Source organism: Aeromonas sp. FL131 (assembly GCF_049860615.1).
In the GTDB taxonomy this organism is placed as follows: Bacteria; Pseudomonadota; Gammaproteobacteria; order Enterobacterales; family Aeromonadaceae; genus Aeromonas; species Aeromonas hydrophila.
This window is the reverse complement of the sequence record NZ_CP187595.1, coordinates 3,952,527-3,979,381: the sequence shown is the minus strand read 5'-3', so window position 1 is coordinate 3,979,381 and position 26,855 is coordinate 3,952,527. Positions and strand designations below refer to the sequence as shown.

Below are 26,855 nucleotides of genomic sequence, written 5' to 3'. Positions count from 1 at the left end.
AGCGAACGGCAAGACAGGTAACAAATGACGCTGGCTGCGGCGTTATCATCTGTTGCAAAATTGCACCACACCAATATCAAACACCATTGCTTAATTATTTTCTGGATGAAGTGACTGGATTGCCGTGCCGCACTTGCCTCCAGTTGGCACAAACGCTCTACTTGTCGCCCTTCGCAGGTCGCGAACCATAAAAATTTAATAAAACTACCTGCGGATTTTTTGCACGAATAAACCATTCGTGCCGACTTCCGTCATGATTTGACATTGTCATAGGCAGATTACGCAGCATGAATAACCAAAAATTAACATCCAGAGACATAGTCGCGTTGGGTTTCATGACCTTCGCGCTCTTCGTCGGTGCCGGCAACATCATCTTCCCGCCCATGGTGGGGTTACAGGCCGGTGAACAGGTGTGGGGCGCCGCCGCCGGCTTCCTGCTGACGGCGGTCGGCCTGCCGGTGCTCACCGTGGTGGCGCTGGCCAAGGTCGGGGGCGGTGTGGATGCCCTGAGTGCGCCCATCGGCCGCAAGGCCGGGCTGCTGCTGGCCACCGTCTGCTATCTGGCCGTGGGACCGCTGTTTGCCACCCCGCGTACGGCGACCGTCTCCTACGAGGTGGGACTGGCGCCGCTGTTTGGTGACGATGGCTCGGCCCTGCTGATCTACAGCCTGGTCTACTTCAGCCTGGTGATCGGCATCTCCCTCTATCCGGGCCGACTGCTCGACACCGTGGGCCACGTGCTGGCGCCGATCAAGATCCTGGCGCTGGCGGCGCTGGGTCTCGCCGTTCTGCTGTGGCCTGCCGGTTCTGCCATCCCTGCCGTCGAAAGCTACCAGCATCAGCCTTTCTCCAACGGTTTCGTCAATGGCTACCTCACCATGGACACGCTGGGTGCCATGGTGTTTGGCATCGTCATCGTCAATGCCGCCCGCTCGCGCGGGGTGAGCAGTGCCAAGTTGCTGACCCGTTACACCGTACTGGCCGGCCTTATCGCCGGGATGGGTCTGACGCTGGTCTATCTCAGCCTGTTCCGCTTGGGCTCGGTGAGCGGTGAACTGGTGCCCCACGCCCAGAATGGCGCCGAGATCCTGCACGCCTACGTCCAGCACACCTTCGGCAGCATGGGCAGCGGCTTCCTGGCACTGCTCATCTTCATCGCCTGTCTGGTGACGGCCGTCGGCCTGACCTGTGCCTGTGCCGAGTTCTTCGCCCAGTATTTGCCGCTCTCCTACCGCACTCTGGTGCTGCTGCTGGGCGGCTTCTCCATGCTGGTTTCGAACCTGGGACTGAGCCACCTGATCCAGCTCTCGGTGCCGGTACTGACCGCCATCTACCCCCCCTGCATCGTGCTGGTGGTGCTGAGCTTCACCCTGCGCTGGTGGGGCAACGGCACCCGGGTGGTGGGGCCTGTCATGCTGATCAGCCTGCTGTTCGGTCTGATCGACGGGCTCAAGGCCTCGGCCCTGGCCGGCCTGCTGCCGGCATGGAGCCTCGCCCTGCCCCTGAACGAGCAGGGGCTGGCCTGGCTGCCGCCCTCGCTGTGTGCCCTGCTGCTGGCGGCCCTCTGGGATCGCCTGCAGGGTCGTCCACAGGTGGCGTCTGTCAGCAAGAGCGCGGCCTGAATGCAAAACCGGCCTTTTGGCCGGTTTTGGTGGTTGAAACAATGAACAAGGCGCCCTCGGGCGCCTTGTTGTTTTTACTCCCGCATCGCCAGTCTGGCACTGAAGATGCCGCCCTCCAGCCGGGTCTCTATCTGCCAGCCCAGCTTCTCGCAGATGCGCTGGATGATGGTGAGGCCGCAGCCGTAACCGAGGATCTGGTCCGGCGCGGCGGCGGTGGGGTTGCTGATGGTGAGTACGGGGCCGGCCAGCTCGATGTCGATGTGTCCATCGGCGTAGCTGAGGGCATTCTTCAGCAGGTTGCCGAGCGCAATGGCGAGCAGGGAGAGGGGGGCCAGCGCCTCGCTCTCATCGTCCAGCTGCAACCGGATATCCAGCTCCTCCCGCTGCAGCAGCGGGGCGAGGCGGGCCAGCTCCTGACGAATGAGCGGCGCCACCTGCTGGGGCGGTCGCTCCACCGGCTCCTTGCGACCCAGCAGCAGAAAGGTTTCGGTGAGCAGCGCCATCTCGTCGGCGGCGGCGCGGATGCGGGTAGTGGCACGGGCAGCGGGCGCCGGCAGATCGCTCACCTTGCCGAGCAGGGCGGCCGAGCCCTGGATCACCATGTTGGGGGTGCGCAGCTCGTGACTGGCGAAGCGGCTGAACTCCTGCTCGCGGGCAAACACGGCGGCCACCTCCTGCTTGCCGGCCAGCAGCGCCAGCTCTATGTCCCTGAGCTCCTGCCAGGGGGCGTCGGGTACGAAGTCGGCCTGATCCGGGGTGAGGTGGGCGACCCGCTGCTGCAGCCGCTGCAGCGGCCGGGTGATGTGGCGCACCAGCCAGATGCCGAAGCCGATGCAGCCGAGCAGCAGGGTCAGTCCGATCAGCCGGGTCGCCAGGTGCAGCTGATCCTCGTAAGGATCCAGGTAGTCGTCGGCATCGTCGTTGAACACCAGATAGAGCAGCCCCTCACCGGACGGATGGGGCCGCACCAGGAAGTGCTTGTCCTCGTCCCCCAGCACGTGTTCGTAGAAGCCCGGGCTCTGGTAGGGCTTGAGCCAGACCGGCAGGCGGCCGGCCTCGGTCCAGTAGCTGGAAAACTGACGCGGGCTGGGGGCGGGGGCCGCCATGCCGAGCCGCAGCCAGTCGTCGCTGTAGCGGGTCACCTCTGCCTCCAGCCAGTGGCGCAGGCTGAGCTCCTCCATCTTGTCCTCGGCCACCACCATCAGCAGGCTGATGATGACCAGCAGCAGCAGGCCGGCGCCGCTCAGGGTGAGGATCAGGCGACGGCGCAGGCTGGGCAGGCTCATGACGGCCTCCCTGCGGGCAGGTCCAGGCAGCGCTGGCGGTTCATCATGGGGTCACCAGCCGATAGCCCTGACCGTGCAGGGTTTCCAGCATGGGGGCGGGGAAGGGCTTGTCGAGCGCGTTGCGCAGGGCATAGATGTGACTGCGCAGGGCGTCGGAATCCGGCTCCTCGTCGCCCCAGACGGTGTCGAGCACCTCCTGGCGGGTAACCAGCGCGGGAGCCCGGCGGGCCAGCAGGGTGAGGATCTGGAACGGGATCTTGCCGAGCTTGAGTTCGACCCCTGCCCGGGTGGCGCGGCCGCTGGCGGGATCCAGGGTCAGCTCGCCCACGCACAGCGCCCCCATGTCGCTGCGCGGGCCGCGCAGGGCCAGTGCCTGCAGCCGCACTTCCAGCTCCTCCATGGCGAACGGCTTGACCAGATAGTCATCGCCGCCGGCCTTGAAGCCTGCCAGCTTGTCGTCCAGGCTGTCGCGGGCGGTGAGAAACAGCACGGGGGTCGGGATCCCCTGCTCCCGCAGGCGGGCCACCGTGCTGAGGCCGTCGAGGCGCGGCATCATGACGTCCATGATGATGACGTCGAAGCGCTGCTCGGCCAGCAACTGCAGGGCCGCCTGGCCGTGATAGGCGCAGTCCAGCCGGTGACCCGCCAGCTCCAGATAATCCATGATGGTTTCCGCGACCTGGGGATTGTCTTCCACCACCAGTATTTTCATGCTTTGATCTCCTGGTCTTGACCGGCATTTCACGGTCATCTCACACCGGATAAGGCATCCTGTGTGGCAGTGTAACCCCGAGGATCCCCGATGAAGAAGTCTCTCTGCACTCTCCTGCTGCTGATCTTGCTGCCATTCGGCGCTGCGCAGTCGGCGGAGTTCAAATTGACCGGCCGCACCACCTGGCAGCTGGGCCAGCTGATGGTCAACGGCATTCCCTTTGTGCTCGACGAGCAGACCCGCTTCAAGGACGGGCTGAGAGAGGACGATCTCGGCGGCACCTGGGTTGACCTGGAAGGGGTGGTCGAGGGCGAGCTGCGGCTTATTCGGGAGGTCGAGAAGCTGGAGGAGGATGACGAGATGGATCTGGAAGGGCCGGTGGAGCAGGGGCGGATCTGGGGTTATGTCACTTCGGATGACAGCCTGGCCCCGTTCGAAGGACGCTGGCTGGAGCTGGAGTGCAAGTTTGACGGCATGCGCCTGAGCCGCTGCCGCGAGGATGACTGAGCCAGGCCGGCGTGGCGTTGGCGGAAAAATGGTACAGCTGGGTCCATAGTTAAACCTCGCACGGTTTGACCATGGGCCTTTTGCTATGACACGTACTTCCCTGCTGCTGCTGACACTGCCGCTCTGCGCTCTGGCCGCCGATGGCGAGCTCTGGCTGGTGGAGCTGGAACACAACGATGGCCTGCGCCTGCAGTTTCAGGGCGCCGAACTCGAACTCGGCAACGCCGCGCTGAGCGGGGTGGCAGGCAACGATGAGCTCAGACCCGGCATGCGTCTGGCCATCCTCAGCCGTGACGGGGTCGCCGAGCGGATCGGCATGGCCGATGCCATCGCCGGATTTTTGCCGACCAGCCAGTGGCGCCGGGCCGAAGCCTCGCTGCTGGCCGTCACGGGCCGCGCCCTGCGGCTGCAGGGGCTCGGCGTGCTGGCCTTCGATGACGACACCCGCTGGCTGAACGGCAGCCCGGCCGACCTGCAACCAGGCCGCAAGCTGGTACTCAGTCGTAACGAGCAGGGCCGCCTGACCGAGATCCTGATTGCCAATCCGGAAGATGAACCAGAATAAGAACCGTGTCATCCCATGACTTAATATATATTTTGCTAAATTAGAAATATCTTTTTATCTATATTCAAAAAATGATTAAGTGATGAATAAAATAATAAAGTGAACGCTCTGATATTGTTTTTGTTAATATTGAAAATGCTCAATTTATTATTTTATTAATATTATACATGCATTGAAATGTGGTCTGGATCGCATATTGAAGCCAATGTGACTGATATTGTCGTACTCACATGTCACCTGCTGATATATAAGCGCTGGTGAATGTATGTCAATGTTCAACCTGATTACCCATGACCCTCAGCCAGCTTCAAGAGCCGATATGGCATCGGAGGGCTTGCCACGACTGCATGCCCCAATTCAACCAACATGCTCTTGAGGTCAAAACGATGATTAAACCGGAAGCAGTATTCCGCAAGATGCCTTGGTAAATGCTTCGCTCCGAGCGTATGGCAACTGCCCCGCAGCGAGTTCTTCACATTCCCTATCATCGTGTTTACCCAGTTGAATGCCGGATGATCCAGCAAATCAAGGTTGCCCCCGGTGACAACACCCAGGTGCTCACAATTGGCCTCCTTGACCGCTTTGAAACAGGCCAATCCATCGGATATCACCGCGCTACCACTAGCAAGATGCCGTTTTGCCCAATCAGCAATGACGTTGGTTTTGAAACCATCGACCACCGTCATCCGCATCTTGATTGGATGCCCTTCCTTGTTCAGGGCTACTGCTGCCACAAACGGCGTCTTGCCTGCCGCGCCGCGACCTCGTTTGCCACCACGGCGCTCTCCACCCCAGTAGACATCATCGAGCTGAATGATGCCGCTGATGGGCTGCTTGTCATCGGACTCTTTCATGGCTTGCAGCAGCTTGTGCTTGAGCATCCAGGCGGTGTCATATTTGACGTCCAACTGGCGCTTTAGCTCCATCGCTGACAAGCCAGTTTTGGTCTGTGACAGCAGCTGCATCGCCAGAAACCACTTGGTCAGTGGGAGTTTGGTGTTTGCAAAAATCGTGTTTCCAGTCAATGACATCTGGTGACGGCAGTTATTGCATTGCAGCACGCGTGGCCGACTTTTCAGGCGACAGCAGGTCTTGTTGGCGCACTCAGGACAGATGAAACCGTTCGGAAAACGCCAAGCAAGCAGCGCGTTTTCGCACTGCGCTTCAGTGCCATAGTCCTTGAAAAAATCAAACAGGCTGTAGCCTTTCTGGAATTGGACTTTGCTTTTGGCCATGATCTCGCACCTCGATAACTGTACGTAAGATCAGTATAGTTCGTGGTAACTGACTGCTAATCATGGGTAATCAGGATGTTCAATATATTGGGGTTGCTATGCAAAAACTAAAAATAACTGGCTTGTCATTGATCATATCCGGCCTGCTGATGGCACAGGCTCACGCGGCAGAACCCGTCTACCCAGACCAGCTGCGCCTGTTCTCACTGGGCCAGGAGGTTTGTGGCGACAAGTATCGCCCTATTACTCGAGAAGAAGCCCAGAGCGTTAAAAGCAATATTGTCAATATGATGGGGCAGTGGCAAATAAGCGGTCTGGCCAACGGCTGGGTAATAATGGGGCCGGGTTATAATGGTGAAATTAAACCGGGCTCGGCGTCCAATACTTGGTGTTACCCGGTCAATCCTGTTACCGGAGAAATACCAACCTTGTCTGCCCTGGATATTCCAGACGGTGACGAGGTGGACGTGCAGTGGCGACTGGTACACGACAGCGCGAATTTCATCAAGCCAACCAGCTATCTGGCGCATTATCTCGGTTATGCCTGGGTGGGTGGCAATCACAGCCAATATGTCGGTGAAGACATGGACGTGACCCGTGATGGCGATGGCTGGGTGATCCGTGGCAACAATGACGGCGGTTGCGAGGGGTATCGTTGTGGCGAGAAGACGGCCATCAAGGTCAGCAATTTTGCGTACAACCTGGACCCTGACAGCTTCAAACATGGTGATGTAACCCAGTCTGATCGCCAGCTGGTCAAGACGGTGGTGGGCTGGGCGATCAACGACAGCGACACCCCGCAATCCGGTTATGATGTCACCCTGCGTTACGATACCGCCACCAACTGGTCCAAGACCAATACCTATGGCCTGAGCGAGAAGGTGACCACCAAGAACAAGTTCAAGTGGCCACTGGTAGGGGAAACCGAACTCTCCATCGAGATTGCGGCCAACCAGTCCTGGGCATCCCAGAACGGGGGCTCTACCACCACCTCCCTGTCGCAATCCGTGCGGCCGACGGTGCCGGCCCGTTCCAAGATCCCGGTGAAGATCGAGCTCTACAAGGCTGACATCTCCTATCCCTATGAATTCAAAGCTGATGTCAGCTATGACCTGACCCTGAGCGGTTTCCTGCGCTGGGGCGGTAATGCCTGGTATACCCATCCGGACAACCGCCCGAACTGGAATCACACCTTTGTCATCGGGCCGTACAAGGACAAGGCGAGCAGCATTCGCTACCAGTGGGACAAGCGGTACATCCCGGGTGAAGTGAAGTGGTGGGACTGGAACTGGACCATCCAGCAGAACGGCCTGTCTACCATGCAGAACAACCTGGCCAGAGTGCTGCGCCCGGTGCGGGCGGGGATCACCGGCGATTTCAGTGCCGAGAGCCAGTTTGCCGGCAACATCGAAATCGGTGCTCCGGTGCCGCTCGCGGCAGACAGCAAGGTGCGTCGTACCCGCAGCGTGGATGGCGCTGGGCAGGGTCTGAGGCTGGAGATTCCGCTCGATGCGCAAGAGCTCTCCGGGCTTGGCTTCAGCAACGTCAGCCTGAGCGTGACACCAGCTGCCAATCAATAACGACTGCGTGTTGTGGCAATAGAACCGGGCCTCTGGCCCGGTTGTTGTTTGTACTGGTCAGGCTTGTTAAAGGCTTGTACTTTCCATTTCCCCACTTATACTGGCGCCATCTTGTCGGAGTGCTGACCGTCGAACGACGCTAAGCTGAGACCGTTAATTCGGGATCCGTGGAACCTGATCAGGTTAAGACCTGCGAAGGGAAACAAGGGTAACTTGCGGGTTACCGCGCCGGGGCAAACCCTCGCTCATCAGGAGCAGAGCCCCACCCATCAAGGGCTCCGCCCGCGATGGTTCAGGCGCACAGAGGGGGAGGCTGTCCCGTCCGGTTGTCCATAGGGCGCCGGGTTTCCAGACTAGGGAAACACCGGGATGGCAGAGCAGGGAAGATCCATGTCCGACTCACTCCCCCGAGCATACCCCGCCGCAAGTTCATCTTCTCCTCGAACTCCAGACAAGCAAATACCCATAACTTCAACCAGTTAATGTGAGTTTTGCTATGTCTACTTCTGTATCTGATACCGCCAAATCCAGCCGCCGCGAGCAGCGCTCCAGCGCTCAGACCTTTATCGACAACCTCAAGGGGATGGCTCACCCCAACTCCCGCCGCATCTTTATCCAGGGTTCTCGCCCCGATATCCGGGTGCCCCTGCGTGAAATCCAGCTGGCCGACACCTTCGTCGGCGGCACCAAGGAGGCTCCCCAGTTCGAGCCCAACGAGCCGGTGCCGGTCTATGACACCTCGGGCCGTTACGGGGAGGAGGGGGTCGCCATCGATGTGCGCCGCGGCCTGCCGCGCCTGCGGGAGAACTGGGTGCTGGAGCGGGATGACACCGATGAGCTGCCGGGGCTCAGCTCCACCTTCACTCAGGAGCGGCTGGCCGACGAGGGGCTGGATCACCTGCGCTTCGAGCATCTGCCGAAACCGCGCCGTGCCAAGCCGGGCCGCCGGGTGACCCAGCTCCACTACGCCCGCGCCGGTATCGTCACTCCCGAGATGGAATTTATCGCCATTCGCGAGAACATGGGTCGCGAGCGGGTGCGCTCCGAGCTGTTGCGCACCCAGCATCCGGGCCGCGATTTCGGTGCCCGTTTGCCCCAGAACATCACCCCCGAGTTCGTACGCGATGAGGTGGCCGCCGGTCGCGCCATCATCCCCAGCAACATCAACCACCCGGAAGCGGAGCCGATGATCATCGGACGCAATTTTCTGGTGAAGATCAACGCCAACATCGGCAACTCGGCGGTCACCTCCAGCATCGAAGAGGAAGTCGAAAAGCTGGTCTGGTCGACCCGCTGGGGCGCCGACACCGTGATGGATCTCTCCACCGGTCGCTATATCCACGAGACCCGCGAGTGGATCCTGCGCAACAGCCCGGTGCCCATCGGTACTGTGCCCATCTATCAGGCGCTGGAGAAGACCAACGGCATCGCCGAAGACCTCACCTGGGAGCTGTTCCGCGACACCCTGCTGGAGCAGGCCGAGCAGGGGGTGGACTACTTCACCATCCACGCCGGCGTCCTGCTGCGTTTCGTGCCGATGACCGCCAAGCGCCTCACCGGCATCGTCTCCCGCGGTGGCAGCATCATGGCCAAGTGGTGCCTGTCCCATCACAAGGAGAACTTCCTCTACCAGCACTTCCGCGAGATCTGCGAGATCTGCGCCGCCTATGATGTGGCCCTGTCGCTGGGCGACGGTCTGCGCCCGGGCTCCGTCTATGACGCCAACGACGAGGCCCAGTTCGCCGAGCTGCGCACCCTGGGCGAGCTCACCAAGATCGCCTGGGAGTACGACGTGCAGGTGATGATCGAAGGGCCGGGTCACGTGCCGATGCACATGATCGAGCGCAACATGACCGAGCAGTTGGAGCACTGCCACGAGGCACCGTTCTACACCCTGGGCCCGCTCACCACCGATATCGCGCCGGGTTACGATCATTTCACCTCCGGCATCGGTGCCGCCATGATCGGCTGGTACGGCTGCGCCATGCTCTGCTATGTCACCCCCAAGGAGCACCTGGGGCTGCCGAACAAGGAGGACGTGAAGCAGGGGCTGATCACCTACAAGATTGCCGCTCACGCCGCCGATCTGGCCAAGGGCCATCCGGGCGCCCAGATCCGCGACAACGCCATGTCCAAGGCGCGTTTCGAGTTCCGCTGGGAGGATCAGTTCAACCTGGCGCTGGATCCCGACACCGCCCGAGCCTACCACGACGAAACCCTGCCTCAGGAGTCCGGCAAGGTGGCTCACTTCTGCTCCATGTGCGGGCCCAAGTTCTGCTCCATGAAGATCACCCAGGACGTACGTGACTACGCGGCGAAACTCGAGGCAGTCGAAATCAAGCTGGTCGGCATGGATGGCCAGCAGGAGCAGGTGGTGGCTCAGGTGGAGAGCGGCATGGCCCGCATGGCTGAGACTTTCAAGGAGACTGGCGGCGAGATCTACCATCAGGCGGCGGCGCTGAAACAGGCCGCAGGGGAGGAGGCGTGAGCAGCGCAAGCGGGGCTGTCAGCTCCGCCGACCTGTCGCCCGTGACGGACTCGCTACCTGTGGTCTGGACCATCGCCGGTTCAGACTCCGGCGGCGGTGCCGGCATTCAGGCCGACTTGCACACGATGCACGACCTCGGCGTGCATGGCTGTTCTGTCATCTCCGCCATCACGGCCCAGAACTCGGTGGCGGTGAAGATGGTCGACCCCGTGCTGATGCAGACCTTCACCGCCCAGATCGACGCCCTCGGCGTCGATCTGCCACCTGCCGCCATCAAGATCGGCCTGCTGCCGACCCGGCTCCACGTAGAGGTGCTGGCCCGCCGGCTGGCAGCCACCCCGGCCCCCTTCGTGGTCTACGACCCGGTAGCCATCGCCAGCACCGGTACTCCGATGGCGGAGCCCAATATGCTGGCGGCGGTGCGCGAACAGCTGCTGCCACGTCTGTCGCTCATCACCCCCAACGGCCCCGAGCTGGAGGCCCTGACCGGCTTGCCGGTCAGCAGCCCCGAACTGGTGCGCCTCGCCGCCCGGCGGCTGCGCGAACTCGGCGCCCGCGCCGTGCTGGTCAAGGGCGGCCATCTGGGCTGGAGCGGCGATCTCTGCCTCGACTACTACCAGGACGAGACCCGCGAATTCTGGTTGGCGGCGCCACGCCTCGATACACGCCACGGTCACGGTACCGGCTGCTGCTACGCCAGCGCCATCGCCGCCGTGGTGGCGCAGGATTATCCGGTGGAAGACGCCATCACTCTGGCGCGTGCCTACCTGCAACAGGGGTTGGCGGCGGCGCAGGGAGTGGGGGCTGGCCCGGGCCCCATCGCCCATCTTGGCTGGCCAGCCGATCTTGCCCACTTCCCCCGCTCCGTGCTGGCGGGATCACCGCTCGATCGCCGCTTCGGATTGTATGAGACAAGCAGTGCCCGCCTGCCGGATGGCCCCTTCGCGCCGACCGAACACAACCTCGGCCTCTATCCAGTGGTGGATTCGGTCAAGTGGCTGCGCCGCCTGCTGGGGCAGGGGGTCAAGACCATCCAGCTGCGGATCAAGGATCTGCCCGCCGCTCAGGTGGCACCGGCCATTCGCGATGCGGTAGCGCTCGGTCGCCGTCATGGGGCGCGGCTCTTTATCAACGACTACTGGCAGCAGGCCATCGAGGCGGGCGCCTGGGGCGTGCATCTGGGGCAGGAGGATATGGAGACCGCCGATCTCGCCGCCATTCAGGCGGCGGGGCTGCGCCTTGGCATCTCCACCCACGGCTACTTCGAGCTGATGCGGGCGCGCGAGCTGGCCCCCTCCTATATGGCGCTGGGTCATATCTTCCCGACCAATACCAAGGCGATGCCTTCGCGCCCGCAGGGGCTGGTGCGGCTGCATCGCTACCGCGCCCTGATGGCAGAGTGGCCGACGGTCGCCATCGGCGGCATCAGCGAGGAGCGGGTGGCGGCGGTCAAGGCGAGCGGGGTCGGCAGCATTGCGCTGGTCTCGGCCATCACTGCCAGTGACGACTGGCAGGGGGCGACCGAACGGCTGCTCGCCGCCGTGGGGGCGGGGGATGAGCCACGCTCGGCACAGCTCATGACCGACATGCAGGAGGCTGTCCATGCTCTCTGATGCTGAGTATTTGCGCGATTCAGTCCGCCAGCTTACCTCGCTGGCTGTATGGGGAGGCACTGATGTTGGCTGATGCTGAATACCTGAGATACGGCCGCCAGCTGATGCTGACGGAAGTGGGGGAGGCGGGGCAGGCGCGACTGAAAGATAAGTCTGTGCTGATCGTCGGCCTCGGCGGGCTTGGCTCGCCGCTCGCCCTCTATCTGGCCGGGGCCGGGGTGGGCACCTTGTGGCTAGCCGATGGCGATACGGTCGATTCCAGCAATCTGCCGCGCCAGATCCTGTTCGATGTTGATGCGGTCAACCACTCCAAGGCGGAGCTGGCCCGCGAGCGTTTGGCGGCCCACAACCCGCTGGTGGAGCTGATCGCCATCAACCAGCGGCTCGATGCCGCCAGCCTGCCGGAGTTTGTAGCCGAGGTGGATCTGGTGATCGACTGCTGCGACAACCTCGCCACCCGGCAGGCCATCAACGCCGCCTGCGTGGCTCAGGGCAAGCCCTGGATCTCTGCCGCGGCGGTGGGTTGGCAGGGGCAGCTGATGGCGCGTACCAGCAGCGATCATGCCTGCTACGCCTGCCTCTATCCGCTCGATACCAAGATCAAGGAGAGCTGCCAGACCAGCGGCGTCACCGGCCCGCTGGTGGGGGTGATGGGCTCTTTGCAGGCGCTGGAGGCGCTGAAACTGCTGCTCGGGATGCCAAGCCCGGTCGCAGGCACATTGCGCCGTTTCGATGCTCTGACCCATCAGTGGCAGACCCTCACTCTGGCTCCCGACCCCGATTGCCCGGTTTGCGGGCAGTGCCGATGCCCGACACACGATAAGGAGATCACCCCATGACCCTCACCATTCGACTCAATGATAAAGCCCAGCCGCTGGCGACAGGGCAGAGCGTGGCCGACCTGCTGGCGGCGCAAGAGGTTAATCCCCAAGGGGTAGCGGTGGCCCTTAACGGTGCCGTGCTGCCCCGTGGCCGCTGGGCCGAGACCCGTCTCAATGATGGGGACGAACTTCACCTCTTCACCGCCATTGCGGGAGGCTGACCCATGATGCTCGCAGTCCCATCTTTGAGTGCTCTGCCTTGCGGCGGGGCCTCATTCCTTCTTATCGCAGTGGCCGGAGGCTGACATGCTCAAGATTGTCGATCACACCTTTTCTTCGCGCCTCTTTACCGGCACCGGCAAGTTTGCCCGCCCGGATCTGATGGCTGCCGCCATCGAGGCGAGCGGCTCCCAGCTGGTCACCATGGCCATCAAGCGGCTTGAACCGGGCAAGGCCCATGACGATATCCTGAGCCCCTTGCTGCAACTCGGGGTCAAGCTGCTGCCCAACACCTCCGGCGCCAAGACCGCCGCCGAGGCGGTGTTTGCCGCCCACCTCGCCCGTGAGGCGCTGGGAACGAACTGGCTCAAACTGGAGATCCACCCCGATCCGCGCTATCTGCTGCCCGATCCCATTGAGACGCTGAAAGCCGCCGAGCAGCTGGTGAAAGAGGGCTTTGTGGTGCTGCCCTACTGCGGCGCCGACCCCGTGCTGTGCAAGCGGCTGGAAGAGGTGGGCTGCGCCGCCGTGATGCCGCTCGGCGCCCCCATCGGTTCCAATCAGGGGCTGGTGACCCGGGAGTTTCTCGCCATCATCGTCGAGCAGGCCAATGTGCCCGTGGTGGTGGATGCAGGCATCGGTGCGCCGAGTCACGCGGCGGCCGCCTTTGAGCTGGGCGCCGATGCCGTGCTGGTCAACACCGCCATCGCGGTGAGCGGCGACCCGGTCGCCATGGGCCGCGCCTTTGCACTGGCCTGCAGCGCCGGTCGCAGCGCCTATGAGGCAGGCCTTGGCGCCCGCGCCCTGCAGGCGCAAGCCTCCAGCCCGCTCACCGATTTTCTGGGGGCGTTATGAGTCAGGGATTTGCTATCACTGGGGGAGATTCTTCCTCCCCTCTCCCTCTGGGAGAGGGGCTGGGGGTGAGGGCTCCGGGGGTGAGGGATCTGGAATCACAGGATGCCGCTCCCTCCTTTCTCGACCGTTGGCAGGAGCTGGAGTGGGACGATATCGGCATGCAGATCCGCGCCAAGACCGCCGCCGATGTAGAGCGGGCGCTGGGTTCACCCCGCCGCACCCTGAGCGATTTTATGGCGCTGATCTCCCCGGCCGCCGAGGCGTTTTTACCGCAGATGGCTGCCGAAGCTGAGCGGCTGACCCGCCAGCGTTTTGGCAACACCATCGGCTTCTATGTGCCGCTCTATCTGTCGAACCTCTGCGCCAACGACTGCACCTACTGCGGCTTCTCCATGAGCAACCGCCTCAAGCGCAAGACCTTGAATACAGAGGAGATTGAGCGCGAATGTCTGGCCATCAAGGCGCGCGGTTTTGACAGCGTGCTGCTGGTGACCGGCGAGCACGAGCACAAGGTGGGGCTCGCCTATTTTCGCGAGGTGATGCCCATCATCCGCCGCCACTTCAGCACGGTGGGGATGGAGGTACAGCCCCTCTCGCAGGCCGAATATGCCGAGCTGAAAAGCCTCGGCCTCGATGCCGTCATGGTCTACCAGGAGACCTACCACGCCCCCACCTACGCCCGCCACCACCTGCGCGGCAACAAGCAGGACATAGGGTGGCGCCTCGCCACGCCGGATCGGCTCGGCCGCGCCGGTATCGACAAAATCGGCTTGGGGGCGCTCATCGGTCTCTCCTCGGACTGGCGCGCTGACAGCTACTTTGTCGCCGAGCACCTGAGCTGGCTTGAGCGCCACCACTGGCAGAGCCGCTATTCGCTCTCCTTCCCGCGCCTGCGCCCCTGCACCGGTGGGCTGGAGCCTGCCGTGGTCATGTCGGATCGGCAGCTGGCCCAGCTGATCTGCGCCTGGCGCCTCTTCTCGCCCACCCTGGACCTGTCCCTCTCGACCCGCGAGTCGGCCACCTTTCGCAACGGCGCGGTGCGCCTTGGCATCACCCAGATGTCGGCCGAGTCGCGCACCCAGCCGGGGGGCTATGCCGAAGGGGATGCAGAGGAGCTGGAACAGTTTGCCATCCACGACGACCGTCCGGTGGGGGAAGTGGCCGCCGCCGTACGGCAGGCGGGGTTGCAACCGGTGTTCAAGGACTGGGAACCTTTCCTGGGCCGATAGGGGCGGCCATGCCCCCCCTTTGCCGGTGGCATCCGGGCGTTCAGCGAGACTCCGTGCCTGTGGCAAGCAGGCACGGCTTTGCCGTGCAGGACGCGAGGCCGCTGGCCTCGAAAGGGTTTCGCCCGCCCTTCGGGCCGGGGCGAGTAACTTTTCTTTGCGTGGCCAAAGAAAAGTCACCAAAAGAAAGGCCACCCCCTCGGCGGATTGGAGGGGGAGCCAAAACCGTGCCCGCCATAACCTCAGGGAGTTGTCGTAGGGTGCAATAAGCGGAGCGCATTGCACTGCTATTGTGATGAGAGGTGCAATTCACTTCGTTCATTGCACCCTACGTTTTGCTTCGTTTGAACCACATTTAACAACATGGTTGATTGTGGGTTGGGCAATACATGTCGAATTACAAACGGGTATGGCAACCAGGGGGAACCTGGTTTTTTACGGTCGTGCTGGCTGAGCGTCAGAACAACCATCTACTGGTCGAGCAGATTGATCTGCTGAGGTCAGTTGTCAGGGAGGTGCAAGAGCGCCACCCATTCCGGATCCACGGATGGGTTGTCTTGCCCGAGCATCTACATGCACTGTTGGAGTTGCCGGAAGGGGATACCAATTTTCCGTTGCGCTGGCGCCAAATAAAAAGCAGGTTCTCACGAGGGCTCCCCAATTCAGAGGCTCGGTCAGAATCTCGCTGGCGTCGCGGTGAACGAGGCATTTGGCAGCGACGTTATTGGGAGCATCTGATCCGCGATCAGGAGGATTTCAATAATCATCTCGATTACATCCATATCAACCCCGTCAAACATGGATTGGTAACAGCCACGAAAGATTGGCCATATTCCACCTTCCATCGTTGGGTTCAACAGGGGCGGTATTCATTATCATGGGGCGATACCTCCACTCCAGAATATGAAATTCCACACGACAATAGATAATCGGCATTAACGTGGTTAATGTAGGGTGCAATAAGCGTAGCGTATTGCACCGCTTATTGTCATCTCGAATATATAGGTGCAATTCACTTCGTTCATTGCACCCTACGGTAATATTACTCATGTTACCCTTTTTCAGTTTGTTGTGTTTTTGATATTTCATTGGCTATATCAATGACTGCTCTTGCATCGGAGGGTTGTAAGTAATCAATTAGTGTTAACTTCTTAGTGACCCCATTTAATGAAGTCCCCATAACGATTCCTTTCTTGTTGTCCGTATCAAGCCAAAACCTATCATGAACTTCATCTGTTATGATGTCTTTTATCTTTATGTCTGAATTAATGGATTTTAATATATTGTGCATAGCATCTGGGCTGCGCTTTTTAGCGTCTTTAGGTTTGGACTCTTGAGTGAAAAATGTTATGCATTGCAGTGACTCAGATAACTCAGTTATCATTTTTTTAAAAAGATTCAGAACGTTTTCTTCGTTTGAGTAGAAGAATGCATCGATAATCATTAGGTTTTTCACACCTTTTAATGTGCGTATAAACCCAAGGATTACAGTCTCAACTTCATCTACATTTATACCTGGGTGTAAGATAGAATCACAGGTGATATGGTATCGAAATAAAGATGACATCCCATATTTTATGAACTCATCACGTAAACGCTCTTGAAGGTGAGTGGTGTCTAGTCTGGTTAACATGAAATCGCGACTTAAATCAGGATGTTCATAAAAGCGTTGGAAGATATCTCTGCTATTAATGCCGTTGTTACCATAACAAGCAAGTATAGTCATTTCTTTATCGGTCATAATATCTCTTTGTAGAAATCAAGGTGTCAGTATTATTTGCTAGCTAGTGTATCGTTGCCTTGGTGCCACTATCAAACATTGGTTCTTCCATCGTGTTAATCGGAGCGTAACGGATTATCAGGCTTCAGGAGTCGTGTGGTAGAGATCGCCATAATCAGCGTCTCTTCACGTAATAGAAATCGATAGGATTCGCTCTGCTACAGAAATCAGTCTGAGGGAATAAGCGAATAGACATTCGCATTGAGGGGCTGGCCGTGAAGGAAGATACGATTCCTTGCCCGGCATTCAAAAGTAGCCCCGGCTGCGATGGCAACCGCTTCGCTGGCTATGTTGCCGATCCCCATCACGATCTCAAGCCGAAATAGACCCAACTGCTGAAAGCCAAAGTCACGCAGCAGAGCGACCGCTTGTCGGGCGATACCGTAGCCTTGGCGGGATTGGCGCACCCAGTAACCGATATTGCCGTAGCGATGATGGGGCGATAGCTGGTTGATACCGGCGCCACCCAAGAGCTGGCCGGTGGCGGCGCAGAAAATGCCCATGTCAAAGGCGCGTCCCGCCGCACGATCCTGATCGCAGCTGGCAAACCACTCCAGCGCCTGCTCCCGGTTGAACGAGGGAGTGCACCAGCTCATCCATTTGCCGACCGTTTCGATGGATTCGTGGGCCGCGCGGACAAACTCGTCGGCGTCGCCCGGTTCGAAGGGGCGGATGATGAGACTGGCGTTGGCAAGGGGCTGGAATGTCATTGGCTGTCCTGCGTTGTCAGAGAGTAACGGCGCTCTCCCGAGGGGCGGCTCGGTGGCTGGCCAAACCTGGTGTCGTCCTGAGAAAAGCAGCCGGCCACCTTGGGAGCTGGGGGGCAACACTATCCAGTTGAACCTTGAGCAAACCTACCCTAACGGAATCGGGTGGAGCCTTGCCACCCTTTTGTTCCCTCCGCTTCGCCAGTCTCTGTCGCCCGGTGGTGGTGGGCGCATCGACCCCGCCGGGGTTTGTCTCTAGCATAAGGAAGATGCGGGGCAGGGGCTCCGCCATGTGGGCGGTGGTTGATGCCCGTTTACGGACTTCTGGCGGAGAGACAAGATGAAGCTGCGTTCCTTGTTGATGGTGGGGGCCCTGTTGCTGGGCGGTTGTGCGGTCAATCCCTATGGTGGCACTCAGGCTCCTGTCAGTGAACCGGACCAGCCAGTGAGCCAGCCGGACAAGCCGGTGACCAAGCCGGATGCCGGGGCGCCGCTGCCCAAACCGGTGGCGCCGACCGGGCTGGCGCTGGCCATGGCCGATGCCTTTGTGCAGGCCCCCGAGGTGCGCGAGCTGGCGCAAACTGGCCAGCCGGTACTGCTGCTCACTCCGCCCCAGAACGGCACCGGCGAGCCGGTGGATACCCGCGCCATGGCAGCGGCCATGAGCAAGCGCATCCAGAGCAAGAGCGGTTTTCGCTTTGTCGACCCGGGTCAGGTGGCGGCCATCACCGGCCAGCTGGAATATCAGCAGGGCAGGATGAACCCGGCCTCTCTGGTGCGGCTCGGTCGTCAGACCGGCGCCGGCTACATGCTGTACGGGGATCTGGTGGCCGAGGGCAGCCGCTATCGGCTGTCGATGACCCTGATGGAGCTGCGCAGCGGCGAGCTGCTCTGGAGCGGCAGTCGCTCCGCCAGCCACTGAGTAGCCAGCGATCCATCAATAAAGAGGGTTGAGTGCCTGTGCACTCAACCCTCTTCTTATTCCAGCCCCGCTGGCAGGGATCAGGACTCCATCTTCCTCAGAAAATAGGTGGTATGCCCGGGCGGCATGTCCGGCAGCTCGCCAAAGACCTGGTAACCCTGTTTCTGGTAGAAGGGCAGCGCCTGGAAGCTGGTGGTTTCCAGATGAAAGTTGCTGATGCCCTTGCTTCGGGCGTACTGCTCCATGGTGGCGAGCAATCGGCCGCCCCAGCCATCCTGGCGGATGCGCTCGTCAATCCAGAGCCAGTCCACGTGCAGCCAACCCCATTTGAGGTCGGCGGTGATGCCGCCATGCACCTTGCCCGCTTCATCCTTGATAAAACTGGCGATGTGCTCACGCAGATGGGGGCCGGCCTGGCCGATGTTGTAGCCCGACAGGCCGATGCGCAGCGCGTCGACATCCTGCTCGGCAGGGGGTTGGGGTGGGGTCAGGTGCATGATCTCTCCAGAGCCGGGTAAGGGGCCTCTATCCATAACCGTTCAGACTCGATGCGGTCAAGTGATTGCCCGACCTCAATGGCTATCAGCCTGCTGGGCGGGCAACCCGGCGTCACAGCTGCGGGAAGTAGCAGGCGGCCATGTCGACCGGATGATCGGGACAGCCGGGCAGGTAGAAGTGCCAGCCCGCATCGGTGAAGGCGCGCAGCTCGCTCTCCACGAACTTGAGGGCGAGGCTGAGGGCCTGCAGGGCATCGACGCCATAGATGAAGGTCTTGTTGCCAAGGCCGTCCAGCCTCACTTTGCAGCGCCAGTCACCGCCGGCGGATTTGGGGTCCGGCTCGGGGGCGCGGATGGCAATCTTCACGGTCAGCTGTTCTCCCTCGATGCTGATGGCATCGAAGCGGGCTTTCACTATGGCTCTCTTCATCTGGACGATCCTTTTCCGGGGGCCGGCGCCTGTCTGGCCGGTGGCTGATGGTCGGTGAGCCGGCCGTCAGTGGCAGACTCAGGAAGGTCAGCCTAATGGATGCGGGCGTCGCAGACAACGGGCGCGGCGGCTGTCTGTGAGGCAGGGTGAATATCCGAGTGCTGCCGCCGACGAGTCTGGCTTATTGCCTGTTTTTCACCCGGCCCTGGTTGCTGACTATCTTATTTTCTTGAATTTATTGATTAATATCTATTAATAACAGGATCCGTTATTGGCCCGGCACCAGCCGCAGTACGATAATCGGGATCCGGCGGCAACTCTGGCGCTCGCTTCTCGACATCAAAATAAGGAAACGGCATGGCGCTCTCGGTCAAGCAACTATATGAAGTGATGGCCCAGCTGCCCGACCCCGTCTTCATCCTGAGCGAGGATGGCTACTACATCGAATACATCGGCGGAGTGGAGCAGCAATCCTACCAGGATGGCAACCCGCTGACGGGCAAGCGGCTGGCCGATGTGCTGCCCGCCGCCATGACCCGCTGGGTGATGGAGCAGGTGACCCTGGCGCTGGATTCGGGCCAGGTGCAGGTGGTGGAGTACGAACTGGCGGCGGTGGAGGTGGAGGGGATCGACGCCTCGGTCGGGCCGCAGGGGATGCAGCACTTCGAGGGCAAGATTGCGCCGCTGCCCTCCCGCTACGATGGCAAGCGGGCGGTGGCCTGGGTGACCCGCAACATCACCCGCCAGTACGAGCTGCAGCAGCGGCTCAAGCTGCAGAGCGAAACCGACCAGCTGACCGGCCTCTACAACCGCCGCTATTTCTTCGAACATTGCCAGCAACAACGGCTCGGCAGCGAGAGCAGCGGCCTGGTGATGCTGGACATCGACCACTTCAAGCAGATCAACGATCGCTTCGGCCATCAGCAGGGTGACCGGGCGCTGCAGCGCTTCTGCGCTTGCGTGGCCGCCCAGCTGCGGGCGGACGATCTGTTCGTGCGCAGCGGCGGCGAGGAGTTCCTGATCCTGCTGCCCGGGATGAGCGAGCCGGATCTGCTGGCGCTGGCGGAGCGGATCCGGGCGGCCGTGGCGGCGCTGCCGGCAGATCCGGCGGCCTTTACCGTCAGCCTGGGCACCACCCTGGTGCGGCCGGGGGAGGAGATCAATCAGGCGCTGGCCCGCGCCGACGAGTGGCTCTATCGGGCCAAGCGGGCGGGGCGCAACCGGGTCGCTCACTGCCCGGTGGCAACCGGCGCTCAGGGGTGAAACCGGGGCCGGCGACCCTCTTATATATGGCGACCAGCCCGGCACCGATATATCAGGTGCAGCGGGCACCGTTCGCTGCATAATTAACTGATATTTATGGGCTGATGCTGTTAATATTAACGGGCCACTCTCTGGCCTTATTCAAGTTGTTGAACTACTCATCGAGGTTTTGTCGTTATGTTACCAGACGGAGCTGAATTGATTATCTTGAGGCCGAAATGACACATCTTATTTCCTTTTGAAACAATCCGATTCAAACAGTCATGAATTATTAACCTTGACCTTTATGGCGATTTCAACGATGGTAGCGTGGCATCCCCGTTTCCTCTTGGTGATCATGTTGATCGCAGGCGGGCTTGTTTTTTCTACGATCCGGTCGATATGCCGCTGCATATCACCAGCCTAATTACACGGGCCAATAAAATAAAAGATGACAGATTAATAAGGTGTATATCGCAATGAGTGTTGCTATTGCTGAAAAGAGTAATCCCGCATCAAAGTTGAAATGGGAGAAAAGTGATTCGGTATGGACCATGGGCTTATATGCCACTGCGGTCGGTGCCGGTACACTGTTTCTCCCAATTACCGTTGGCAGTAATTCACCGGTTATCTTGCTGTTTATATTATTGATGGCATTTCCGCTTTCTTATTATTCCCATCGGGCATTGAGTCGTTTTGTATTATCCAGCTCCCACCGGGAAGGGGATATTACCCACGTGGTGGAGGAGCACTTCGGTGCGCGGGCAGGCAAGCTGCTGATGCTGGTCTATCTGATGGCCTTCTACCCCATCATTCTGGTCTACAGCATCTCCATCACCAACGCGATCCAGAGCTTTGTGGTGCATCAGCTGGGCAATGCCGAGATCCCGCGCGGCCTGCTGGTGTTGGGGGTGATGCTGGGGCTGCACCTGGTGCTGCTGGCGGGCAAGCAGATCGTGGTGTCGGCCATCAGCGTGCTGGCCCTGCCGATGGTTGCCTTCCTCATCGGCCTCTCCATCTATCTGCTGCCCCAGTGGAGCCTCTCCTACTTCAGCGAGAGTCAGGGAGTGGACTGGCGCGACCCGGCATTCTGGAAATCCCTCTGGCTGATCGTGCCGGTGATGGTGTTCTCCTTCAGCCATGCCCCCATCATCTCCTCCTTCAGCGCGGCGCAGAAGAAGCGCTGTCAGGCGAGTGCCGACCAGCGCGCCAAGCGGATCATCAAGTGCAGCAGCCTGCTGATTTGCGGCAGCGTGCTGTTCTTCGTGGTGAGCTGCGTGATGAGCCTGAGTCAGGCCGAGATGGCGCAGGCCCGCATCGACAATATTTCGGTGCTGTCGGCGCTGGCGAACAAGTTCTCCAATCCGCTGATCGCCTATGTGGGGCCGCTCATCGCCATTCTGGCCATGTCCAAATCTTTCCTCGGTACCTCCATGGGGGTGAGCGAGGGGACGGTGAGCATGGTGAACGGTGCCTGCCAGGGGCTGGGGCTGTCGCTGCGTGAAGCGACCATAGCGCGGGTCTCGTCGGTCATCCTGTTCGTGGTGACCGGGGTGATTACCTACCTCAACCCGAACGTGCTGGAGATCATCGAGAAGGTGAGCGGGCCGCTCATCGCGGTGATCCTGTTCCTGCTGCCGGCCTGCTCCATCTATCGTCTGCCCGCCCTCAAGCGTTATCGCGGGGCGAGTACCCTCTTCGTGCTGGTGATCGGGCTGCTGGCCATCTCGGCCCTTATCTACGATCTGCTGTGACGGCGGATCCCGCACAAGTCAAAAAGGGCGACCCATGGGGCGCCCTTTTTCTTGGTGTTGCCGTTAGCCGAACAGGGTGGAGACGCTCTGGCCGGCCATCAGCAGGCCGATGGCCAGGGCGCTGAACCAGACTAGGGTGGCGCTCACCAGCAGGTAGCCGCTGGCGACGAACAGGCCGTCGCGCTGCAGCATGCCGATGGCCAGCAGCAGGATGGCCCAGGCCGGCATGGCGTTGGTGAAGGGGATGGCCCCGAGCGGCAGCATCAGCAGCAGGGCCGCCAGCATGATCAGCAGGCCGTTGCAGCGGTTGATGGTACTGCTGCCGGTCAACAGCAGCAGGCGCGGGCGGATGAAGCGATCGATGCGGGCCAGCAGATCCGCCCCCTTGTGCAGGGTCGGCTTGAGCTGCTCGGCGGCAAAGCGGCGCTCCATCAGGATGGCGGGCAGCCAGGGTACCCGGTTGAGGGTGATGCCGATGCCGATAAAGAGGATCAGCAGGCCAAACGGGGTGCTGACGCCGGGGATGGAGACCGGCAGCAGGAAGGGCACGGTGAGCAGTACGCAAAACAGCAGCATGCCCTGTTCGCCGACCAGGGCCAGCATCTGGCGCAGGCTGATATGGCTGTCCTCGATGGCGTGGGCGGTGGCCCGCAGGGTATCGGAGAGCTTGTTCTGGGGGTCGTTGAGTTGCGCGGCAACCATTCCCTGATGTCCTTCTGGTGAGTTGAACCGGCTCACCATGAGCCGATTGCGCGCCAGCATACGTGGCAGAGGTTAATCGGGGATGAATAACGGCAGGGACGGCGAAGTGTGATCGCCCCGATGAAAACCGCTTGATACAGGCCGGGTTTAGGATGGGGGCCAGTGGGCTCTGATATGCTTGACGGGCACTGATGCAGAGCACGGAGGAGCCGTGATGAAACGAGCAGGGATCATGATGATGGGGCTGTTGTTGCCACTGGGGCAGGCCTGGAGCGCCGAGGAGCAGGCCGCCCTCGGCTGGCAGGTGACGCCGTTCTTCGGCTACAGCTCGGCCATCGACTTCGAGGCCAATGACGAGCCCAAACCGACGCCTGTTTCCACCCGGCTGGAGTCCTTGCAGGGGGAGCGCTCTGGCAGCTGGGGGCTGTTCATCAGCAAGGAGGTGGATGACCCCGGCATGATAGAGCTGCTCTACAGCCACCAGTCCACCCACCTCTCCCCCGATCAGCCGGATCGCTTGACGGTGGACACCCTCCACTTCGCCGGGGCGCTCACCCTGTCGGACAACCTGATGGCTCCCTATATCGGCGCCGGGATCGGCGCGACCCGCTTTGCCGCCTACGACAGCGAGGTGGCCCCCTCCATGTCGCTGGCGCTCGGGGTGCAGCCGCGCCTGACCGAGCATCTGGCACTGCGGGCCGAGGTGCGCGGTTATGGCTCGCTGGTCAACGACAACAGCCAGTTTCTCTGCAACCCGGACCAGTGCGTGTTCAAGGTGCGCGGCGAGCTGGTGACCCAGTGGCAGGCCAATATCGGCCTGACCCTGCGGTTTTGATGCCAGCCCGGTGACGGATCATGTCAGGCAATGCCACGGGTGAGGCGGCTGAGCGGCTCGTTGACGTCGAACAGCTTGAACTGCACCGCGCTGGCGCCCATGGCGAGCACCCGCTGCTCGTGCATGGTGGCGTAGGCGAGGGCGCTGGCCTCATCCTCGAACAGATAGATGCCGCCCGCCTCGCCGGTGCGCGGGTTTTCGGTCCAGATCTTGGAGATGAAGCCCGGCTCCTTGGTGATGGACTCGGCCAGCGGCATGGCCGCGGCGGTGAGGGCCGGCCCCATCAGCTCGGCGGGGAAGTTGAAATGGATCTGCAGCAGGCTGGGCATGGTGAACCTCTCGTGGGCGTTGAATGACTAAGCCCGCATCATAGGAAGCCGGCATCTTGGCTGCAAGAAGGCACATTTTCGTGGCATAGTTACCGCAAAGTAACCACTCGCGAGCCATCCCTTGTCTTCACTGCCCTGTCCCGCCTACCGGGTGCTGCGCCTGCTGGCCGGCAAATGGAAACCGGCCATCCTGTTTCATCTGCGCGTGCAGACCCTGCGCTTTGGCGACCTGCGCCGCAGCCTGCCCGAGGTGAGCCAGAAGGTGCTCACCGCCCAGCTCAAGGAGCTGGAGAGCGACGGCGTCATCATCCGCACCCTCTACCCGGACGTGCCACCCCGGGTGGAGTACAGCCTGAGCCCGCTCGGCATCGCCCTGCTCCCCCTGCTCCAGCAGATGCACGACTTTGCGCTGAGCCACGGCTCTCTGCTGGCGCAGAGCGAAGCGGGGGCGGCCCGCGAGGAGCCCCATCTCGGCGAGCCCGGTTAATCCCGCGCCGGCCAGACCATCAGCCACTCGGCGCAGCCGGTGTGGGGATCCACGCCCTCTGCCGCCACCTGAAATCCTTGTGTGCGATAGAAGTCGCACGCGGCCCAGTTCTGCTGATAGACCTGCAGTCGCAGGGTCGGCAACTGCTGCTTGGCGTGCTCGAGCAGGGCCTTGCCCAACCCTTGCCCCTGCCGCGCGGGGGCCACGAAGAGGGCGGCCAGGGAGCCCTCATGCAGGGAGTAGAAGCCCAGCACCTGCTCACCCAGGCAGAGCAGCTGGCTGTCGGCGGCGGGCAGATAGATCTCCCGCATCGGCGCCAGGTTGGCGTGCCAGTAGGCGGGCTCGATGAAGTGGTGGGCCTGCAGAGAAGCCTCCAGCCAGATGGCGAGGACGGCCTCGGTGTCGGCCGGGGTGAAGGGGCGGATCTGCATGGGTGTCTCGTCTGGAATCATCACAAGGGAGGCATGGTAACAGCACAGGCCCGGTCGTCACCCGACGGGTTGCCAAACTGTTACCCCCATAACAAAACAGGCGACCCGCAGGTCGCCTGTTGCCGTTAGCCGGCGTAGGGGAGGGAGGAGTGGTGCAGCACGATGCGTACCTTGCCGTCGTCCCCCTTCTTGAAGCCCCAGGTCTTGTCGACCGTGGTCTGCTTGTTGTCTCGGTCGGTCAGGTGCACCTTGCCCATGGTGAGGGCCATGTCGCCGTTGATGTAGACGGCGGCGTTGTCGTAGTTGTAGCTCTGCCAGTTCTTGAGGGCGAAGCCGGTGTCGGCGGGATAGGCCTGATTGTTGCCGACGAAGTAGGCCAGCGCCCCTTCCTGATTGATGCGGAAGGTCTGTTCGCCGCCGGCCAGGGTCGGCTTGAACAGCACGGGGCCATGGTGGTAGCCGTAGGCACCGTCGAGCACGGCGGTGGCGGTGGCTCTGGCCTTGTCGATGCCGCCGCTGCGGTAGTCGTCGCTGATCTGGATCAGGGCCTTGCCCCAGGCATCCTGCGCGGCCTTGATCTCGGCTTCGGTGATGTTGTTGTTGGCGATCTGGGCGGCGCTGAGGGAGCCGCTGGCGGCGAGCAGAACGAGGACAAGGCCGGATTGCTTGGTGAACAGCGTCTTGGTGAGCAACTTCATACGGTCGTGACTCCTGGGTGTCGCGTTTAAGGAGTCCCGGAGTTTATCTATCTGCGATGAATAAAAATTGAACCCACCATTCAGCCTTGAGTGGGGAGGGATCGGCCTCCCTCCCATCCCCTGTTCCCCTCAGCGGGCCCGCAGCAGCCAGCGACTGGCCGCCCCCTGTGCCAGCAGCCGGTAGCCGAGCAGGGAGAGCGCCAGCAGCGCCGGCACCTTCAGCAGCTCCCACCACACCTGCTTGCCTTGCGGGCCGAAGATCATCAGCCACACCACCAGCATCATGTGCAGGCAGTAGAGGCCCAGCACCTTGGGGGCCTGGCGCTCGAGCCAGCTGCCCCGGCCCCAGCCCGGGTTGGCCAGCAGCAGGCCGAACAGTCCCAGCGCCCAGGGCAGGGAGCCGAGCAGGAAGTCGTGGCGGTTGAGGGGCACGGCGGCAAAGTGCAGCAGCCCTGTGGCCTCCAGGGCGTAGAGCCCCATCCCCGCCATCATCAGCAGGGCGCAGCGCCTGGCATCCGGCTGCCAGACGCGCAGGCGCAGTTCGGCGCCAAGGGCTACGAACAGCAGCGAGAAGAAGGGGCCGTTGCGAGTCAGCAGGGCCCACTCACCCCCCAGCAGCGGCGGGCCATAGGAGCCGCCGAGCAGGGCCAGCCCGTAGAGCAGGACGCCCAGCAGCAGGGCCAGCCGGGGCAGGCGGGCCTGCTGGCAGAGCGCCAGGATCAGCACCGCCAGCATCAGGGCGGGCAGGAACCAGAGGTGGATCATGCCACCCACCCACCAGGCGTTGAGCGGATCCCCCAGCTGCATCTGCCACTGGCTCGCCATGGCTGGCAGGTAGCCCTCGTTCACCGCCGCGAGCGGATTGAAGGGTATCAGCACGTAGAGCAGGCTCCACGCCAGCCAGAGCCCCAGCAGCGGGCGGCAGTAGCGCAGCGCCACCGTCAGGGGGTGACCTGCGGCGAGGGCGGGTTGCAGAAAGTAGCCGGCGCAGAGAAAGAACAGCGGCACCGCGAAGCGGCAGAGCTGGTTGATGACGCCCCCGAGCCAGAAGTAGAGGGTGCCGTCCCACAGGGTGGGGTCGAAGGGGTTGCTGAAGGGGGAGAGGTGAATGGCCATCACCGCCATGATGGCCACCACCCGTCCGCATTCGATGCTGGAGATGCGCATGCTGCCTCTTGCCGCTTGGGTTGAGGGCGCACCCTAGCAGCCGCAGGCGATCCTCATCCAGCCGCCTGGCCGGCAACTGTGACCCCCATCGGCGGCCGGTTACCCTTTGTTACCCGAGGTGCGGGCAAGGTTACCGCCACCGAGA

Annotated in this window: 28 protein-coding genes and 1 riboswitch; of the genes, 16 read left to right on the top strand and 12 right to left on the bottom strand. The window is 61.5% G+C overall.

Annotated elements, in window-relative coordinates; genetic code table 11:
* Nucleotides 1-287 precede the first annotated feature (287 nt).
* Nucleotides 288-1,622: a branched-chain amino acid transport system II carrier protein gene (gene brnQ / locus ACPW75_RS18435; RefSeq protein ID WP_077095764.1), complete on the top strand. Its 1,335-nt coding sequence runs from the start codon at nucleotides 288-290 to the stop codon at nucleotides 1,620-1,622.
* A gap of 74 nt (nucleotides 1,623-1,696) precedes the next feature.
* On the opposite strand, the gene ACPW75_RS18430 is transcribed toward brnQ, so the two are convergent.
* A complete protein-coding gene (locus ACPW75_RS18430; RefSeq protein WP_077095763.1) occupies nucleotides 1,697-2,908 on the bottom strand; it encodes a sensor histidine kinase in 1,212 nt (403 codons plus the stop codon).
* Nucleotides 2,909-2,951: 43 nt separating this feature from the next.
* Nucleotides 2,952-3,620 (bottom strand): response regulator transcription factor, encoded by a 669-nt coding sequence (locus ACPW75_RS18425; RefSeq protein WP_010635346.1) that lies wholly within the window; start codon nucleotides 3,618-3,620, stop codon nucleotides 2,952-2,954.
* Nucleotides 3,621-3,710: 90 nt separating this feature from the next.
* Here ACPW75_RS18425 and ACPW75_RS18420 point away from each other — a divergent pair, with 90 nt between their 5' ends.
* Complete coding sequence (locus ACPW75_RS18420; protein ID WP_010635345.1) at nucleotides 3,711-4,127, top strand: hypothetical protein; 417 nt, start codon at nucleotides 3,711-3,713, stop codon at nucleotides 4,125-4,127.
* Between the two features lie 85 nt (nucleotides 4,128-4,212).
* The gene (locus ACPW75_RS18415; protein ID WP_016349216.1) at nucleotides 4,213-4,692 is read left to right on the top strand and encodes a hypothetical protein; all 480 of its coding nucleotides are present in this window, start codon (nucleotides 4,213-4,215) and stop codon (nucleotides 4,690-4,692) included.
* A 284-nt stretch (nucleotides 4,693-4,976) separates the two neighbouring features.
* Here the strand turns inward: ACPW75_RS18415 and ACPW75_RS18410 are convergent, their stop codons facing one another.
* The gene (locus ACPW75_RS18410) at nucleotides 4,977-5,927 is read right to left on the bottom strand and encodes an IS1595-like element ISAeca5 family transposase (RefSeq protein WP_279962591.1); all 951 of its coding nucleotides are present in this window, start codon (nucleotides 5,925-5,927) and stop codon (nucleotides 4,977-4,979) included.
* Between the two features lie 98 nt (nucleotides 5,928-6,025).
* Here ACPW75_RS18410 and aerA point away from each other — a divergent pair, with 98 nt between their 5' ends.
* The 8 genes from aerA (at nucleotide 6,026) to ACPW75_RS18370 (ending at nucleotide 15,658) form a co-directional block, all read left to right on the top strand.
* Nucleotides 6,026-7,507, top strand: a complete 1,482-nt coding sequence (gene aerA, locus ACPW75_RS18405) for a beta-barrel pore-forming toxin aerolysin (RefSeq protein ID WP_024945663.1) — start codon at nucleotides 6,026-6,028, stop codon at nucleotides 7,505-7,507.
* A gap of 105 nt (nucleotides 7,508-7,612) precedes the next feature.
* Nucleotides 7,613-7,726: riboswitch (TPP riboswitch) on the top strand.
* Nucleotides 7,727-8,003: 277 nt separating this feature from the next.
* Nucleotides 8,004-9,995, top strand: coding sequence for a phosphomethylpyrimidine synthase ThiC (gene thiC / locus ACPW75_RS18400; protein ID WP_077095762.1), 1,992 nt, complete (start codon nucleotides 8,004-8,006; stop codon nucleotides 9,993-9,995).
* Nucleotides 9,992-11,608, top strand: coding sequence for a thiamine phosphate synthase (thiE, locus tag ACPW75_RS18395; protein WP_077095761.1), 1,617 nt, complete (start codon nucleotides 9,992-9,994; stop codon nucleotides 11,606-11,608). The genes thiC and thiE overlap by 4 nt, the downstream gene beginning before the upstream one ends.
* Nucleotides 11,609-11,670: 62 nt before the next feature.
* Nucleotides 11,671-12,447 (top strand): HesA/MoeB/ThiF family protein, encoded by a 777-nt coding sequence (locus ACPW75_RS18390; protein ID WP_077095813.1) that lies wholly within the window; start codon nucleotides 11,671-11,673, stop codon nucleotides 12,445-12,447.
* Nucleotides 12,444-12,650, top strand: a complete 207-nt coding sequence (thiS, locus tag ACPW75_RS18385; protein ID WP_077095760.1) for a sulfur carrier protein ThiS — start codon at nucleotides 12,444-12,446, stop codon at nucleotides 12,648-12,650. The genes ACPW75_RS18390 and thiS overlap by 4 nt, the downstream gene beginning before the upstream one ends.
* Nucleotides 12,651-12,735: 85 nt before the next feature.
* Nucleotides 12,736-13,503, top strand: coding sequence for a thiazole synthase (locus ACPW75_RS18380; RefSeq protein ID WP_077095759.1), 768 nt, complete (start codon nucleotides 12,736-12,738; stop codon nucleotides 13,501-13,503).
* Nucleotides 13,500-14,732: a 2-iminoacetate synthase ThiH gene (gene thiH / locus ACPW75_RS18375; RefSeq protein WP_077095758.1), complete on the top strand. Its 1,233-nt coding sequence runs from the start codon at nucleotides 13,500-13,502 to the stop codon at nucleotides 14,730-14,732. Before ACPW75_RS18380 ends, thiH begins: the two co-directional genes overlap by 4 nt.
* Before the next feature lie 386 nt (nucleotides 14,733-15,118).
* Nucleotides 15,119-15,658, top strand: coding sequence for an REP-associated tyrosine transposase (locus ACPW75_RS18370; RefSeq protein WP_077095757.1), 540 nt, complete (start codon nucleotides 15,119-15,121; stop codon nucleotides 15,656-15,658).
* A gap of 122 nt (nucleotides 15,659-15,780) precedes the next feature.
* Here the strand turns inward: ACPW75_RS18370 and ACPW75_RS18365 are convergent, their stop codons facing one another.
* Together ACPW75_RS18365 and ACPW75_RS18360 are read right to left on the bottom strand one after the other, a co-directional pair.
* On the bottom strand, nucleotides 15,781-16,470 hold the full coding sequence (locus tag ACPW75_RS18365) for a hypothetical protein (protein ID WP_077095756.1): 690 nt from the start codon (nucleotides 16,468-16,470) through the stop codon (nucleotides 15,781-15,783).
* Between the two features lie 206 nt (nucleotides 16,471-16,676).
* Nucleotides 16,677-17,219 carry a GNAT family N-acetyltransferase gene (locus ACPW75_RS18360; RefSeq protein ID WP_179101352.1) on the bottom strand — a complete coding sequence of 181 codons (543 nt, stop codon included), beginning with the start codon at nucleotides 17,217-17,219 and terminating at the stop codon, nucleotides 16,677-16,679.
* A 337-nt stretch (nucleotides 17,220-17,556) separates the two neighbouring features.
* Between ACPW75_RS18360 and ACPW75_RS18355 the strand changes: the two genes are divergently transcribed.
* A complete protein-coding gene (locus ACPW75_RS18355) occupies nucleotides 17,557-18,138 on the top strand; it encodes a hypothetical protein (RefSeq protein ID WP_010635332.1) in 582 nt (193 codons plus the stop codon).
* Between the two features lie 80 nt (nucleotides 18,139-18,218).
* Here the strand turns inward: ACPW75_RS18355 and ACPW75_RS18350 are convergent, their stop codons facing one another.
* Nucleotides 18,219-18,635, bottom strand: a complete 417-nt coding sequence (locus ACPW75_RS18350) for a GNAT family N-acetyltransferase (RefSeq protein ID WP_077095754.1) — start codon at nucleotides 18,633-18,635, stop codon at nucleotides 18,219-18,221.
* Between the two features lie 112 nt (nucleotides 18,636-18,747).
* Entirely contained in the window at nucleotides 18,748-19,065 is a 318-nt protein-coding gene (locus ACPW75_RS18345; RefSeq protein WP_077095753.1) for a DUF6968 family protein, read from the bottom strand.
* A gap of 357 nt (nucleotides 19,066-19,422) precedes the next feature.
* Here ACPW75_RS18345 and ACPW75_RS18340 point away from each other — a divergent pair, with 357 nt between their 5' ends.
* Nucleotides 19,423-20,328 (top strand): GGDEF domain-containing protein, encoded by a 906-nt coding sequence (locus ACPW75_RS18340; RefSeq protein ID WP_077095752.1) that lies wholly within the window; start codon nucleotides 19,423-19,425, stop codon nucleotides 20,326-20,328.
* A gap of 458 nt (nucleotides 20,329-20,786) precedes the next feature.
* Nucleotides 20,787-22,061 carry an amino acid permease gene (locus ACPW75_RS18335; RefSeq protein WP_024945675.1) on the top strand — a complete coding sequence of 425 codons (1,275 nt, stop codon included), beginning with the start codon at nucleotides 20,787-20,789 and terminating at the stop codon, nucleotides 22,059-22,061.
* 63 nt (nucleotides 22,062-22,124) lie between these two features.
* Here ACPW75_RS18335 and ACPW75_RS18330 read toward each other — a convergent pair whose 3' ends face one another.
* Nucleotides 22,125-22,763, bottom strand: a complete 639-nt coding sequence (locus tag ACPW75_RS18330; RefSeq protein WP_024942173.1) for an exopolysaccharide biosynthesis protein — start codon at nucleotides 22,761-22,763, stop codon at nucleotides 22,125-22,127.
* Nucleotides 22,764-22,977: 214 nt separating this feature from the next.
* On the opposite strand from ACPW75_RS18330, the gene ACPW75_RS18325 reads away from it, so the two are divergent.
* On the top strand, nucleotides 22,978-23,598 hold the full coding sequence (locus tag ACPW75_RS18325; protein ID WP_043160877.1) for an outer membrane beta-barrel protein: 621 nt from the start codon (nucleotides 22,978-22,980) through the stop codon (nucleotides 23,596-23,598).
* A 23-nt stretch (nucleotides 23,599-23,621) separates the two neighbouring features.
* Here the strand turns inward: ACPW75_RS18325 and ACPW75_RS18320 are convergent, their stop codons facing one another.
* Nucleotides 23,622-23,927, bottom strand: coding sequence for a monooxygenase (locus ACPW75_RS18320; protein ID WP_077095750.1), 306 nt, complete (start codon nucleotides 23,925-23,927; stop codon nucleotides 23,622-23,624).
* A 121-nt stretch (nucleotides 23,928-24,048) separates the two neighbouring features.
* Between ACPW75_RS18320 and ACPW75_RS18315 the strand changes: the two genes are divergently transcribed.
* A complete protein-coding gene (locus tag ACPW75_RS18315; protein ID WP_077095749.1) occupies nucleotides 24,049-24,414 on the top strand; it encodes a winged helix-turn-helix transcriptional regulator in 366 nt (121 codons plus the stop codon).
* Here the strand turns inward: ACPW75_RS18315 and ACPW75_RS18310 are convergent.
* The 3 genes from ACPW75_RS18310 to ACPW75_RS18300 form a co-directional block, all read right to left on the bottom strand.
* Nucleotides 24,411-24,845 carry an N-acetyltransferase gene (locus tag ACPW75_RS18310; protein ID WP_077095748.1) on the bottom strand — a complete coding sequence of 145 codons (435 nt, stop codon included), beginning with the start codon at nucleotides 24,843-24,845 and terminating at the stop codon, nucleotides 24,411-24,413. The two genes, ACPW75_RS18315 and ACPW75_RS18310, sit on opposite strands and share 4 nt — an antisense overlap.
* A gap of 125 nt (nucleotides 24,846-24,970) precedes the next feature.
* Nucleotides 24,971-25,543, bottom strand: coding sequence for a hypothetical protein (locus ACPW75_RS18305; RefSeq protein WP_043125671.1), 573 nt, complete (start codon nucleotides 25,541-25,543; stop codon nucleotides 24,971-24,973).
* A gap of 129 nt (nucleotides 25,544-25,672) precedes the next feature.
* Nucleotides 25,673-26,710 (bottom strand): acyltransferase, encoded by a 1,038-nt coding sequence (locus ACPW75_RS18300; protein ID WP_077095746.1) that lies wholly within the window; start codon nucleotides 26,708-26,710, stop codon nucleotides 25,673-25,675.
* Between the last annotated feature and the right edge of the window lie 145 nt (nucleotides 26,711-26,855).